Below are 14,782 nucleotides of genomic sequence, written 5' to 3' on the forward strand. Positions count from 1 at the left end.
CCTGATAGATCATTGATCATTATCTAATTATTCATTAGTTCAGGATAAAATTAAATCATTAGCCGATTGGTCCACCAAAGGCTCCTGTGATCAATACCGTGAATTTTTCCGGTAGAGAACCAGGGGCCTTTTCTGTGTTCGGCGTGCCCAGCTAAGCACGCATCTTCTAGCCGGTGAAAGTCCGGTCGCGGGAAGGGCCAAGCCCCCGCGTAGCTAGGATACCTACGTATGGCGAAATCTGTACGTAGAAGCGTATCGACGAAAGTACCTGTCAGAGGCAGGGCGAGCAACATACCAGGCCGTAACATGAAAGTGAATCCTGCCGCGTCGTCAAAAAGGCCTCGCAAGAGGGAAAAGAGGAAGCCGAGTCCCGCGTACATGGACGAAGGCCATGGAAGCTGCCTAGAACTTGGAGCGACAGTGAAGAATCGTCTGGCTTAGAGTGAAGGACATTGTGTGCACGAGGATGCAGTGAACTGGTAGGGCCCTCTCCTGCACGGTTGCAGAAACCGGAAAGAGGCCTTCTATAAGCCCCAGAGGTGAAGTGAACGGTCTGCAGGAAGGGAGTCCGAGGGGCTCATAGTACCGTGGAACGCAGGACAACACAACCTGCGGGAGGGAAGGAGCCCTGCTTTGTTCAAGTTTCTTGAGGAGGTACGAGTCAGTGAATGCCAAACGGCTAACAACACCAGAGGAAAACGTTCAACAACTCCAAGGGAAACTCGGTCATGCGGCCAAGGAGAACAAGAAGCGAAGATTTCACGCGCTGTACGACAAGGTCTATCGGGTAGACATCTTATGGGAAGCGTGGCGAAGGGTACGAGCCAACGAGGGCTCGGCAGGAGTGGATGGAGAGACGTTGGCAGACATCGAGAAACAGGGAGAAATGCGTTTTGTGCTTGAATGTCAACGGCTACTGAAAGAAGGGAAGTACCATCCACAACCCGTTAGACGCCACTACATCCCGAAGAAAGATGGCAAACTGCGACCGCTGGGGATCCCGACGGTGAGAGACCGCGTCATCCAGATGGCGACCAAACTCGTCATGGAACCCATTTTCGAGGCGGATTTTCAGGACACGTCTTTCGGTTTTCGGCCTAAGCGGAGCGCGAAACAGGCGTTGGAGCGAATCCGGAAAGCATGCAACCGCAAAGGAAATTGGGTGGTCGACGTCGACATCCAAGGCTACTTCGACAACATCAATCAGGAGAAACTGATGAAGCTGATCGAAATGCGGATCAGTGACAGGCGAATCTTGAAGTTGGTGAGGAAGTGGTTAGGTGCGGGAGTGATGGAAGAAGGAAACATCCGACGCTCAGACTTGGGTACACCGCAAGGGGGAGTGATCTCACCACTGCTGGCGAACATCTACCTGAATTACTTTGATCTTCTGTGGGAACGACATGGCGGTAAGCTTGGGGAACTGACGCGTTATGCAGATGATCTGGTGATCATCTGCAAGACGAAGAAGGACGCACAGCGGGCCTATGAACTCATACGAGCGATTATGGAACGCCTGGAATTAACCCTGCACCCCACGAAAACGCGCATCGTTGGACTTTGGACTGGGGAAGAAGGCTTCGATTTTCTGGGCATGCATCATCGAAAGACGAAGGCCGAAACATCCAAAGGCCAAGTGTACTACACAACCCAGCAGTGGTTGTGCCGGAAGGCGGAAGAGCGAATACGGGAAGGGGTAAAAGAGCGATTAGCTCCGCCAGGTATGCGACGCCTGAGTTTCGAAGAGCACGTGGAGTACCTGAATCCAAAGATTCAAGGCTGGCGCAATTACTACTACACAGCTTACAGCCAGAGGAAGATGGCGAAGTTGGATTGGTATATCCGGCAGCGGTTTGCGAAGTGGTATGCTAAGAAACACAAACGCAGACGATGGTTGAGTTCGCTGCGCGAAGTGAAGTCTTTGTCTATTCAATATGGACTTAAAACGCTCTTGTAATCTGCATGCTCATGATGACGAACATCGGAAAGCCGTATGAGGGAAAACCTCACGTACGGTTTGATGAGGAGGGGCTGGGCCCCGCCCAGCCTTTCACTCTAGCTAATCATGTGGACTTTGTGCATTTCACATGCAGAGACGGGAGGATTCAGGGGGAGGAGCGTCATGGATAACAAAGATTGGACACGAATGGAGGAGGCGGATTGGCATTTCCGCAGGCTCGTCAGGCGCTTCGTTAAGGAGCGGGACAAAATTACGATCGAAGGCGTATCGCTTCCCGGCATGCTCATTCTGAATGCTATTATGCGGTACGGGGAGCAGAAGCTCGGGGATTTGGCGGAGAGATTGGATTTCACGTCCGGCGCGGTCACCGCAATCTGCGACAAGCTGGAGAAGCAGGGCTTTGCTCTTCGAAGAAGAAGCGAGGAGGACCGGAGAACCGTAGCCCTGCATATTACCGAGGAGGGAAGGAGGATGGTCGAACGCAACTGGGAAGCGGGTACATATATGATCGATGCCGTCTTTGGCGCATTTACGTCCGAGGAGCTCGCCAATCAAATCACTTTGTTCCGGCGCCTTCATGACCGGATGGAAGGCTTCGCAGAAGGGGTCCTGCGCCAGACGAAGCCTTCGGACAACGGTGACGGCGCGGGAGCAACGCGCCGGACGGCCCAGCTGCAGCGGAAGAACCGGTTTATTTCTTACTGAAATGGATTCACTAATTTATTCGTTAAGTGCGAAAGGAGACAATAATATGGGACATCCTACGATTTATCCAACGGGGACGACAGTATATTTGCCGGAAAAGGCATGGAGCGGCTATACGATTTACCAGGCTGCCGATACCGGGGCGCTGCTTATTGATATGAATGGAAGAGAGGTTCATTTATGGAAGAGTCTGCGGGGCTTCCCGAACAAAATTTTACCGGGCGGCTACGTCCTGGGAAGCACGTCGGAACGCGATCCGAAATACGGGTTCCAGGATGAGGCGAATTTAGTTCAGGTCGACTGGAACGGCAACATTGTATGGAAATTCGACCGATACGCCTGGATCGAGGATCCAGGGCACCCGGCACAGTGGATGGCGCGGCAGCATCACGATTATCAGCGGGAAGGCAATCCGGTCGGCTATTATGCGCCAGGGCTTGAGCCGAAAGTCGATTCCGGCAGCACCATAATCCTCGCGCACAAAAACGTGCAATGCCCCGAAATCTCCGCTACCGAGCTGCTCGACGATACGATTATCGAGGTAGACTGGGAGGGGAATGTCATTTGGGAGTGGGCGGTCAGCGACCATTTCCATGAGCTGGGTTTCGATGATGATGCCAAGGCGGCGCTGTATCGGGATCCCAACACCCGGGGATTCGGCACGCACGCCGGGGATTGGATGCATATCAATTCTGTATCGGTGCTGGGACCGAATAAGCACTATGATGATGGCGATGAACGCTTCCACCCGGATAATCTGATCTGGGATGCCCGCGAAACGAATATTATCGCGATCATCGACAAACGATCAGGCCACATTGTCTGGAAGCTCGGCCCCAATTACGATACGAAAGAAACGGAGCATCTCGGCTGGATCATCGGCCAGCATCACGCTCATTTGATCCCCAGAGGCCTGCCGGGCGAGGGCAATCTTCTCGTGTTCGATAATGGCGGATGGGGCGGCTATGGCAGGCCTAACCCTGAAGCGCCGGATGGGCTCAAGGTGGCTCGCCGGGATCATTCCCGCATTTTAGAGATCAACCCGGTAACGCTGGAGATCGAATGGCAGTATACCCCAGCCGAAGCAGGATTCCAGGCGCCGCTCGACTCGTATCGGTTCTACAGTCCTTATATTAGCTCCGCACAGCGGCTGCCGAACGGAAATACGCTGATTACCGAAGGGGCGGATGGGCGGATTTTTGAAGTTACCCGGGAGCATGAGCTGGTCTGGGAATACATTTCGCCTTACAAGAACAAACGCAATTCCAACATGGTCTATCGGGCTTACCGCGTCCCCTATGAGTGGGTACCGCAGCTGGAGAAACCAGTGGAGACCGAAATTGAACCGATTGACGTGGCGGACTTCCGTCTGCCCGGCGCCGCACCTAGAGGTGCCATAACAGCGGTTGAAGTCGAGGGAACTGCAGCTTACGGCGAGGGCGCCTTCTGCGTGGCTACGACGGATGAGGAGGACAGAAGGGAGAGGGACTCCCGATGAGCAGACAAAGATTCCGCCGCCTTAGCCTGAACCTGACCATCATAACCATCCTGCTTGCTTCCGCGGTGCTCGGCGCTTGCCAAACCACAGCAGGCCCGGCTAAAGACAGCGCGCTAAAGCTGAGAATCGCCGATATTTCCACCAATACCGTGTTTCGCATAGCCAAGAATAAGGGCTTCTTTGACAAACACGGCATAGACGCCGAGCTGGTCAACTTCGCAACACCGGCAGAAGGAGTCAACTCCTTGTTCATCAAGCAGGTTGACATCGCCTTCGGCGCGGACTTTCCGCTGTTGAATGCCGTTAGCAAAGGCGACTACTCCATCTTCGCTTCCTCCGGGACGTCGACCGATCTGAGCGCCAGCGAGTGGAAATTGTTCGCCCGCAAAGAAATTGCCAGTGCAGCAGATTTGCAAGGCAAGAAGTTAAGCTTTTCACGCGGCACATTTATTCCGTATCTATGGGATGTGTATCTGCAGCAGAACGGCATTCAGTTATCCGAGGTGACGCTAGTGGGCCAGGGCGGCTTTGATGAAGCTTATGTTGCCCTTAAAAAAGGGGAGATCGATGCCGCCTGGGTATATGGAGCCGTGCTCAACGAGAAATTCGCGGCGCTCGAAGAGGCCCATGAGCTGGCAGATATGTCCCAAACTCCTGTACGGCTCGGCACGGGGCTTATTGCTTCCAATGAGCTTATTCAAGACCACAGGGACAGTCTAGTGGGGTTTCTGAGAGCATTGGATGAAGCCTCCGCCTATGCTCAGGCGAACCCGGATGAAGCTGCGGACATCATGTACGCCGAAGTCAAGCAGCCTAAGGAGGCCACCTTGAAGGATCTTCCCAAGAACCCCTGGCAAATCGGGTTCACCCAGCAAGCGTATGAGGGATTGGCAGGCCAAAAGAATTACATGGTGGAGAACGGCATTATCGAGCGGGACTTTAACCTGAACGACAAATTGAATCTGGAGCTGGTGCGAAGTGCGTTTCCGAATCGCGTCGTTCCATTGGAATAGGGAGAGGGTGAGACCATCATGAGTTCATTACCGAAGGAGAACGAAATTCATATCGAGCGCTTGAACAAGAGCTATGCGACCCAGGCTGCCGGGGATCTTCATTACATTATTCAGGATGTGAACCTGGTGGTTATGGGAGGCGAGTTCTTCGTCCTGCTGGGGCCAAGCGGCTGCGGAAAATCGACCCTCCTAAGCCTGATCGCGGGTTTTGTATTGAAGACCTCGGGCCAGGTCAAGGTAGGCGAGAAGGAAGTGGAGCGCCCCGGCCAGGATCGGGCGGTCGTGTTCCAGCAGGCGGATTCCTCCCTGTTCCCTTGGCTTACGGTAAGGGAGAATGTAGAGTTTGGCCTGCGGATGAAACGGATTCCCACTGCCCGGCGGAAGGAAGTATCCGATCGGTTCATTTCGCTCGTAGGGCTTCAGGGACATGAGAACAAATTCCCGCGGGAGCTGTCCGGCGGCATGAAGCAGCGTGTCCAGCTAGCGAGAGTTCTCTCGAATGATCCGGCCATTCTGCTGATGGATGAGCCGTTTGGAGCGCTGGATGCCATGACCCGGCGCACGATGCAGAGAGAGCTGGTAAATATTTGGCGGGACACCGACAAGACCGTGATTTTCGTGACCCATGATATTCAGGAGGCGCTGCTGCTCGGCGGCCGTATCGGCATTATGTCGGCAGGACCCTCCTCCCAAATTACGCATATTTATGATGTACCGCTTGGTTACCCCCGGGATTTGGCCGATCCGGAGTTCCACGTTCTTTACAACAAGATCCAAGCGCATTTTGAGGAGTAGAAGAGGGAAGCGGAGGAAACCACATGAGTGGGAAAACAAAGAAAGTGTCGCTGCAGCTGCTGTTCTGGTTCGTAATCCTTGGCCTCTGGCAATTACTGTCGCTGGTATACGATCCGGAAATCCTTCCGGGGCCGCTATATACAGCACAAGGCGGCTACGAGCTGCTGGCCGACGGAACGCTGCTGCAGTATATCGGAATTAGCGCATACCGCGTATTATTGGGCTGGACGCTGGGCAGTCTGGCGGCCGTCCCGGCGGGCATCTTCATTGGTAAAGTGAACGCGATCCGCTTGTTTGCGGAGCCATTCCTCAATTTTATAAGATTCATTCCGCCGATCGCCTTTATCACCTTATTCCTGGTCTGGTTCGGCATTGGAGAAACGTCCAAAGTGATGCTGATCATGTACGCTACATTCTTTATCGTTATTCTCAACACGTTGACGGGCGTCCTGTCCGTGGAGGAGGATAAAATCCGCTCTGCGCGCAGTATGGGAGCATCGGAATGGCAGATCGTGATTCATGTTATTATTCCAGCCACCGTTCCGTATATCTTTACGGGTGTCCGTCTTGCGATGGGCACGTCATTCATGGCCATTATCGGAGCTGAAATGATCGCTTCCAACGAGGGAGTCGGGTATCTGATCTGGAACTCACGGCTGTTCTTCCGGACGGATTGGATTTTTGTCGGGCTGATCTGTCTGGGATGGATGGGCTTTCTAACCGATCGTGCAGTAGCGCTGCTTGGACGAAAGTTGCTGTCGCGCTACGGTGTGGTCAGCACAACATCACTGAGGCGATAAATATGAATAGAAACTAAGAAGCAAAAAGGTCCCTAATCTTTTTAGGAGCCTTTTTGTTTAGATTTGGATAGTTATTCGCATTTTAAACTACATAATAATTGTTATGTAAACTTAGATGATGGATTTCCAATTCAAATGGGCCATCCAGTATAGTCAAATGTCTTAGCCAATTCCCTAGATGGCCCGTAGAATGGATAAAGAGGAGGGATTCCACTGAAGTCGAACATAAAAATCGTTAGATATCAGAAGGATGAGAAAAAACGAAAATTAACTCTGCAGAAAATGAGATATTATCAACGACGGCTTCATAAAACAAACTCCTCAATGAGATTCTGCAGGCTTGGGACAGTGTCGTTCTCCGTCATGGCCACCATTTTCGTGCCGCCGGTTAAATCCACAAGCTGATAGAAAATCGAGGTCATCGCATCCTCATTGGGCACGCCCGACAAACCGTCATGGCGGTTGTAGATCGTATTGTATTTATCATAGCCGACGATATCACCTGATCGTCACCGGGATACCATGCGGGAGAAGTGGGATACACGTAGCTGTTGTAGGTCCAGATCAAGTTATGCAAGCCGTACGTCTCCGTAAGTTCGGTATAGAGCATATCCCACAGCTGTTTATACACCTCCGCGCCTGCCGAAGCCCACCAGAACCACGCGCCTTCTCCGTTCAACCCGCCGTTGCCCTCCGCCTCATGATAGGGACGGAAAATAACCGGCACATGGTTATCCTGCAGAATCTGCAGCTGTTCTCTTAATCTATCCATTTAAAGATGAAAGCAAAACAACCCGGATTGCCTATACGACAGTCGGGGTTGTTTTAATCATTAACTATGATTTGTGTGCTGAAGAGTTTGTATAAATATCTGCTCAATATGATTATCATCTAAGGAATAATATACGGTTTTACCGACCTTCCGGCGTTTTACAATCCTCATATTTCGTAAATACCTTAACTGATGAGAGACCGCAGATTGCCCCATTCCTAAGAGTACCGTCAAATCATGAACGCACAGCTCTCTTTTTAATAATGCACTAATTAATTTCACTCGAGTTGGATCGCTGAAAGCTTTGAACCAGTCGGCAAATTGAACAGCTGCCTGATCGTCAATCAGCTCTGCCTTAATTGTATTTAAATCTGTATCCGATCCAAGGCAAGTTGTGTCACATTCCTCAGCAGAATTTAGAGACTGTGTCATTAAAATCACCTTTCTGTTAGCATCTTTTCCATTATTATAACAAAAAAAAGGACTTAAACGAAATGATTACTATTAAACAGCAGGTGATTATACCCGGATTATTGTTCACGAGGAGGTTGTAAGATATGATTTACGACATGGTATGCATCGTTTTTGACCCATCCTAATAAAGCTGAACCTCGGCTGCTTAACCATGGTAAACCAACAAAATATAATCCATGCCTATTTGAAACGCCGTTTTTATGGTTAATTTGGTTGAAATCATTAAACACTTCGGGAATATCTATCCATGAAAAATCTTGACGGAATCCAGTTGCCCAGATTATATTATCAACTTTCATCGATTTACCATCCTCAAAAATTTTTTTCTCAGAAATCAATTTCTTCATTTCAAGTCCATAAATTTGCTCAGGCTGTCGCTTGAGCCATTTTCCACGTTTACTTTCAAGTCCTGCATCCAAAAGGCCAAATAGATTGTAGTAGTAAAATATACTTTTTCCCATAAAGAATAAGGGCTTGAAGGCTAGTTTCCCGCTAGTCGATACATATACATCAAAGTCATCAGCCAATTCAGCAGCAATTTGGGCTCCCGAATTCCCGGCTCCAATAAGAAGAACGTTGCCCGGCCTCAACTGCTTCTTGTTTCGATAAGATGAGGAATGAAGCTGAACTATTTCATGCTGTATTTTATCGTGAAAAGAAGGGATATAAGGGGTTTGAAATGGGCCGGTTGCAACAACAATATTTTTTGAGCTTATCCGCCCCTTGGAAGTTTCAATTAAAAACCCATTCTCCATTGCTGCCAGTGAATAGACATCTGTTTCTAATTGTACAGGAATAGCATGTTTTTCTCTGTATGTAGTCAAATAGTCTGCTATTTCAACCTTGGAGGGAAGTCCATTTATTTCTCCATGCAATGAAAGTCCTGGAAGAGAACTATATATTCTGGGCGTAAAAAGCTTTAATGAATCGTATCTTTGCCGCCAAGAATCCCCTATGGCCGAGTTTTTATCAACAACCAGATATTTTAATTTGCTCTTGCCTAGATAATATGCAGCAGCAAGGCCAGCTTGTCCAGAACCGATTACGACAACGTCAAACATCTTCCACCATCCTATAATATGTTAAATTACCCTTTGACATGGAAAAAAATAAAGGAATATAATTCATTATATATGAATGAATGATCATATGTAAATATCAAAGAGGTGATAGAGAGCAAATCAATGGATTGTGGAATCACCCTCATTTTATTTGTGATATAATCCGAATAAAAAAGAGGAGATCGGGTAGTGGTTACAAGGGAGAGTTTAGAAAAGAATCAAATTAGCGTGTACGCCGCAGCCTTAATTGTTGGGGGGATTGTGGGATGGGCAAGTCCACGAACGGGTGGATTTCTAGAACCCATGGTTTCCTTTGGGATTGCTGTGCTTTTATTCAGTATGTTTTGTCAAATTCCCTTTCTTAAGCTAAGGGAGGCACTCTCTAACGGACGTTTCATGGGAGCCTTACTGATTGTGAACTTTATTTTTATTCCCTTGCTGGTGTACATATTAATTCAGGTTTTTCCTCAGCCAAGCCCGGTTTTGATTGGAGTCTGCTTAGTACTTCTAACTCCATGTATTGACTATGTCATTGTTTTTACTCAATTGGGTAAAGGGAATGAGAGGTTAATGCTTGCGTCCACTCCGGTGCTTTTTGTCATACAGATGGTTATGCTGCCTTTTTATCTTTGGCTATTCATGGGTCAAGAGGCATCTCAAATCGTAAGGATCGCTCCATTCATTGAAGCCTTTATTTATTTAATCATTGCCCCTTTATTCGTGGCCTTGGCCGTCCAGTTATCAGCTAAAAAACATGCTCGCGGCCTTAAAATATTGGACTTTACGGCGTGGCTTCCCGTGCCGCTAATGGCATTCGTGCTCTTTTTGGTCTTAGGCTCTCAAATGGATCGAGTTGTCAAGGATTTCGATGTCATTATCGCTGTGATCCCGATATATGTATTATTCCATATCGTTTCGCCACTCATTTCGCGAATCATCTCATCGGTGTTTCGCATCGGGCCGTCAGATGGCAGGGCCCTGATTTTTAGTGCAGGAACTCGCAATTCCCTTGTAGTGCTTCCGCTTGCCTTAACCTTACCAGGGGAGAAGGCCACAATAGCAGCGTCTGTCATAGTAACTCAAACCGTTATTGAATTAATCGCGGAGCTATTATATATCAAATTTGTGCCTAATTTTATTTACCGAGATCTAAAAGTCGCATGATTGCGGCTTTTTTTGTTTTTTAACGATACATGATCTTGTCAAAATTTTGGATAACTACCGCAGGATTAGGGTAAATAAAGCAATATGTTGACAGCAGTGAGAAAGAAGGAATATACTATATATGAACAGTTGTTCATGTATGGCTTTTATTGATGAGGTGAGATAAACAAATGGGAACGGGTACTTCTGCGGTTAAACAAAAGCTGGTGCTAGAGGGTCTGGATTGCGCGAATTGCGCTATGAAAATCGAAAACGGTGTCCAGAAGATTGACGGGGTTTCCGCTTGTTCGGTGAATTTTGCAAATAAAACATTGACCATGGAGGTGGCGGCTAACCGCTCGGATGACATTCTCGAGCAGACGAAGAAAAAAATTCGTACACTTGAGCCTGGTATAAAAGTACTGGAATACGGAGCGGCGGGATTGCAGGCGGGGAGCCCAAAGCGGGGATCCTCCAAACATAATCACGTTCATAGCCATGATCACAATCACAGCCATGACCACGGAGCCGAAGCGGCAGATGATGAGCACGGACATTCCCATGACCATGGAGCACAAAGCGTCAAAATCATGGTTGCTCGGTTGATCGCAGGTCTTGTCATCGGCGCGGCAGCGTTTGCGTTATCCCTGAGCCGGGAGCTGGAACTCATTCTGTTTATTGCGTCCTATCTCATCGTGGGCGGGGATATTGTTTTTAAAGCGCTGAGGAACATCGTAAGGGGTCAGGTATTCGACGAATACTTCCTCATGTCGATCGCGACTGTTGGCGCTTTTGTGATTGGGGAGTATCCCGAAGGCGTAGCTGTTATGCTCTTCTACCAGGTTGGCGAGCTGTTCCAAAGCATTGCCGTCAACCGGTCGCGAGAATCAATCAGCGCGTTAATGGATATCAGACCGGATTTTGCCAATTTAAAAACGGGCGACGATATCAAACGTGTGAGTCCGGAGGAAGTGCGAATCGGCGATTTAATCGTCGTGCGGCCTGGTGAAAAGGTGCCTCTTGACGGTAAAGTCATCGAGGGGAATTCAGCAATGGATACCTCGGCACTAACTGGCGAGTCCGTGCCGCGCGAAGTGGCTGCGGGGGATGATGTGCTGAGCGGATTCATCAACAAAAACGGGGTGCTGACGATCGAGGTCGCAAAGGTATTTGGGGAATCGACCGTCGCCAAAATTTTGGACCTGGTGGAGAACGCAAGCAGTAAAAAGGCACCGACGGAAAACTTTATAACGAAGTTTGCTCGTTACTATACGCCGTTTGTCGTCATTGTCGCCACATTGCTGGCCGTTGTGCCTCCGCTGCTCTTCAGCGGCGCGACCTTCTCGGATTGGGTGTACCGGGCTTTGGTGTTCCTCGTCATTTCCTGCCCTTGCGCCCTAGTGGTTTCGATTCCGCTCGGCTTCTTTGGGGGCATAGGGGCTTCGTCCAAGAACGGCGTCCTGGTTAAGGGCAGCAATTACCTGGAAGCATTGAACGATGTCAAGTATGTCGTATTTGATAAAACGGGAACGCTCACCAAAGGTGAATTTAAAGTAAACGGCATTTATCCGCAAAATGGATGGTCCGAACAAGAGCTGCTGCGCCAAGCTGCTTTTGCCGAAATGCACTCTACCCATCCGATTGCGGAGTCCATCAGGGAAGCTTATGGACAGGAATTGAATGAAGAACAGCTTTCAGGCTACAACGAAATATCTGGACACGGGATTCAGGTAGTGTTCGAGGGCAAGGAGGTTCTGGCCGGGAACGCGAAGCTCATGAACCGGGAAAATGTTGATTTTGCCGCGCCATCCGAGCTGGGCACCATCGTGCATGTTGCCATCGACAAACAGTATGCCGGATATTTGGTCATTGCCGACGAGGTCAAAGAGGACTCGGCGCAGGCGATCCGTTCACTGAAAAATCTCGGCGTGAAGAAGATCGTCATGCTGACGGGCGATATCAAGGCAGTAGGGGAGGCGGTTGGTAAAAAGTTGGGGGTGGACGAGGTTCGCTCCGAACTGCTGCCGCAGCATAAGGTTGAAGAACTAGAGAAGATCGACCACCAAAAATCGAGCAAAAAGGAAAAGATCGTGTTCGTCGGCGACGGCATTAACGACACGCCGGTTTTGGCCAGAGCCGACGTCGGCGTAGCCATGGGCGGACTTGGGTCCGATGCAGCCATTGAAGCCGCTGATATCGTCATTATGACCGACGAGCCATCCAAGCTGGCTTCCGCGATCCATATTGCGAAGAGAACCCGGCGCATCGTATGGCAGAACATCCTTTTTGCACTGGTCGTCAAAGCGGTCTTCCTGCTCCTGGGCGCGTTCGGAATTGCGACGATGTGGGAGGCGGTGTTCTCGGATGTGGGCGTTACTCTGCTCGCTGTGTTGAACGCCATGCGCGTATTGAAGATCAAACCTAATTTGGCTTAAAGGATTGGAGATATGGACAATCGCTGGAATAAGTTGATCTATCGGGCGGGGGCTCCGTTTTACGATGCTTTATTTAATGCAGGCCCATTCGCCCGGGCTAGAAAAAAGATCTTTTCTGATTTGGCTCTCGAACCTGGCCAGCGCGTCCTGCTGGTTGGGGTAGGGACGGGGGCCGATCTGCGTTTTTTCTTCGGAAAGACGCTTGAAATCACGGCTGTCGATCTCTCGCCGGCGATGCTTGCACAGGCGAAATCAAAAGTAAGCGAAAACGAGCCTATCCAGTTTTTGGAGATGGATGCGCAGGATCTGCGATTTGCTGACCAGTCCTTCGACCTGGTGATCGCCAGCTTGATTTTGTCGGTCGTTCCCGACGAACACAAATGCATGTCGGAGCTAGTTCGAGTTACAAAGGAGCGAGGCAGCATCGTCATTTTCGATAAGTTCAAGGGTGGGGAGGGGAAAATGCCGCTGATTATACGAATGCTGCGGCCGCTTATAGCCATATTGGGCACGGATATCGGCCGGAATTACCAGGCAATCCTTAAACCACACCTTGCACGGCTGAACATTCGAGAGGACAGCCCAGCCATGTTCGGGGATATGTATCGCAAAATCGTGCTTGAACGAAAATAAAGTTGTGTATTTATAGCCAAGATGGTGCCTTTTATTGAGAGGACCCAGTCTTGGCTATAACTTTAAATAAAGGAGATCAACATTGGGCAGCCGTGGAGTACGAAGAATTTAACTACTTCATCATAGGTCATCCTGACCTTGTTGCCAATTATTACATACCGTATAATCTCATTATGTGACAATGCGTGCGCAGTAAGAAAAAGAACAAATTCAAAAAAGATGAGGAAATCACCCATGAGAAAACGGCTTGTATGCACGTTAGCTATCATGCTAAGTTTTGCTGCATTTACCCCCGCCATCTACGCTTCTGAAGTCCGATTATCCGTGGATGGGCGCGACGTACAGTTCCCGGATGAGCACCCCTATGTCGATCAGAGATCCAACCTTACGATGGTTCCACTTGCTCTTATATCCGACAAGCTCGGGGCTGCTACGAAATGGGACGGACAATTAAAGCAAATCACAATTTCGCTTAACCGTGACACTGTTATTTTGGTGGTTGGCGATCATCATGCACTGGTAAATGGAAAAAGAGTAGACATTGAAGGGGCGGCAACGCTCAAAAACGGCCGTACGATGGTTCCTTTGCGTTTTATAAGTGAAGCTCTGCATGCAAATGTAGAGTGGCTGCCTAAGGATAAGCTGGTGAGCATTATGAGTTCTGTCGGCAATGTTCCAAAAGGAACATGGATATGGGACACTCCCATCATCAAACAGGATCAAGAGCAGATGATAAGCTTCGCAAAAATGAAGGGAGTTACATCTATTTACCTTCAGGTAAATAAAGATATTGATTCAACGATATATGAGAATTTTATACGAAAAGCTAAAAGCGAAGGAATTTTAGTGGAAGCACTTGGAGGGCGCCCCGAATGGGTCTATAAGTCTGGGCAGAAGGATATTCAAAGATTCATTGAATGGGTTAAGACCTATAATTCCTCTGTTGACCCGGAAGCAAGCTTCACGGGACTGCATTTCGATATTGAACCTTATACGCTTAACGAATGGTCAAAGGGCAACAAGGTGATTCTTGATAGCTGGATGGACAATATGAGACTGATCGAAAAAGAAACCAAAGGCAGCGGCTTGAAAATTACAATGGATGTTCCGTATTGGCTAAATACGGTTCATGTTCCCGGGAAGAAATACAGTATGAGCGCTTGGATGCTGGAAAAGTTCGATTGCCTCGTCATCATGAATTATCGAAATCATGCGTTAGGCGATAATGGAATTGTGGAAAATGCACAGGACATGCTGAGAGAAGCCTCCACGCTCAAGAAGAAAATTGTTATTGCAGTTGAAACGGTTAAAAGCGAAGAGGGGCCGCGGGTCTCATTTTATTCCATGAGCAATGAAGTGATGGAAAAGGAGCTTCAGTCCGCCCATAATAAATTGGCGCGCTACGCAAGCTATGCCGGCTTTGCTATTCACGATTTCAAAGGCTGGCAGGATATGAAATAATAAGCCGGCAAAACGACGAGAGATAATTGTGT

12 protein-coding genes and 1 pseudogene are annotated in these 14,782 nt (G+C 49.0%); 10 read left to right on the forward strand and 3 right to left on the reverse strand.

Features of this window, described 5'->3' with window-relative positions; translation table 11 throughout:
- Nucleotides 1-664 precede the first annotated feature (664 nt).
- The 6 genes from ltrA (at nucleotide 665) to BN2762_RS17185 (ending at nucleotide 6,771) form a co-directional block, all read left to right on the forward strand.
- Nucleotides 665-1,957 (forward strand): group II intron reverse transcriptase/maturase, encoded by a 1,293-nt coding sequence (gene ltrA, locus BN2762_RS17160; protein WP_055107312.1) that lies wholly within the window; start codon nucleotides 665-667, stop codon nucleotides 1,955-1,957.
- 165 nt (nucleotides 1,958-2,122) lie between these two features.
- Nucleotides 2,123-2,665: a MarR family winged helix-turn-helix transcriptional regulator gene (locus BN2762_RS17165; RefSeq protein ID WP_055108127.1), complete on the forward strand. Its 543-nt coding sequence runs from the start codon at nucleotides 2,123-2,125 to the stop codon at nucleotides 2,663-2,665.
- 46 nt (nucleotides 2,666-2,711) lie between these two features.
- Nucleotides 2,712-4,163, forward strand: a complete 1,452-nt coding sequence (locus tag BN2762_RS17170) for an aryl-sulfate sulfotransferase (protein WP_055108128.1) — start codon at nucleotides 2,712-2,714, stop codon at nucleotides 4,161-4,163.
- A complete protein-coding gene (locus BN2762_RS17175) occupies nucleotides 4,160-5,176 on the forward strand; it encodes an ABC transporter substrate-binding protein (protein ID WP_055108129.1) in 1,017 nt (338 codons plus the stop codon). The genes BN2762_RS17170 and BN2762_RS17175 overlap by 4 nt, the downstream gene beginning before the upstream one ends.
- 18 nt (nucleotides 5,177-5,194) lie before the next feature.
- Complete coding sequence (locus BN2762_RS17180) at nucleotides 5,195-5,971, forward strand: ABC transporter ATP-binding protein (protein WP_055108130.1); 777 nt, start codon at nucleotides 5,195-5,197, stop codon at nucleotides 5,969-5,971.
- A gap of 23 nt (nucleotides 5,972-5,994) precedes the next feature.
- Nucleotides 5,995-6,771: an ABC transporter permease gene (locus BN2762_RS17185; RefSeq protein ID WP_055108131.1), complete on the forward strand. Its 777-nt coding sequence runs from the start codon at nucleotides 5,995-5,997 to the stop codon at nucleotides 6,769-6,771.
- Between the two features lie 317 nt (nucleotides 6,772-7,088).
- On the opposite strand, the pseudogene BN2762_RS17190 reads toward BN2762_RS17185, so the two are convergent.
- The 3 genes and pseudogenes from BN2762_RS17190 to BN2762_RS17200 form a co-directional block, all read right to left on the reverse strand.
- Nucleotides 7,089-7,534: pseudogene (locus BN2762_RS17190) on the reverse strand (glycosyl hydrolase); the annotation flags it as partial.
- 69 nt (nucleotides 7,535-7,603) lie between these two features.
- On the reverse strand, nucleotides 7,604-7,975 hold the full coding sequence (locus tag BN2762_RS17195) for an ArsR/SmtB family transcription factor (protein ID WP_055108133.1): 372 nt from the start codon (nucleotides 7,973-7,975) through the stop codon (nucleotides 7,604-7,606).
- Between the two features lie 98 nt (nucleotides 7,976-8,073).
- Entirely contained in the window at nucleotides 8,074-9,078 is a 1,005-nt protein-coding gene (locus tag BN2762_RS17200; protein WP_055108134.1) for a flavin-containing monooxygenase, read from the reverse strand.
- A gap of 189 nt (nucleotides 9,079-9,267) precedes the next feature.
- On the opposite strand from BN2762_RS17200, the gene BN2762_RS17205 reads away from it, so the two are divergent.
- From BN2762_RS17205 to BN2762_RS17220, 4 genes are all read left to right on the forward strand, one after another.
- Entirely contained in the window at nucleotides 9,268-10,242 is a 975-nt protein-coding gene (locus BN2762_RS17205) for an arsenic resistance protein (protein WP_055108135.1), read from the forward strand.
- A 170-nt stretch (nucleotides 10,243-10,412) separates the two neighbouring features.
- Complete coding sequence (locus tag BN2762_RS17210; protein ID WP_055108136.1) at nucleotides 10,413-12,656, forward strand: heavy metal translocating P-type ATPase; 2,244 nt, start codon at nucleotides 10,413-10,415, stop codon at nucleotides 12,654-12,656.
- 12 nt (nucleotides 12,657-12,668) lie between these two features.
- On the forward strand, nucleotides 12,669-13,289 hold the full coding sequence (locus BN2762_RS17215; RefSeq protein ID WP_055108137.1) for a class I SAM-dependent methyltransferase: 621 nt from the start codon (nucleotides 12,669-12,671) through the stop codon (nucleotides 13,287-13,289).
- A 234-nt stretch (nucleotides 13,290-13,523) separates the two neighbouring features.
- Nucleotides 13,524-14,750 (forward strand): copper amine oxidase N-terminal domain-containing protein, encoded by a 1,227-nt coding sequence (locus tag BN2762_RS17220; RefSeq protein ID WP_055108138.1) that lies wholly within the window; start codon nucleotides 13,524-13,526, stop codon nucleotides 14,748-14,750.
- The last annotated feature ends 32 nt before the right edge of the window (nucleotides 14,751-14,782 follow it).

The organism is Paenibacillus ihumii (assembly GCF_001403875.1).
Taxonomy (GTDB): domain Bacteria; phylum Bacillota; class Bacilli; order Paenibacillales; family Paenibacillaceae; genus Fontibacillus; species Fontibacillus ihumii.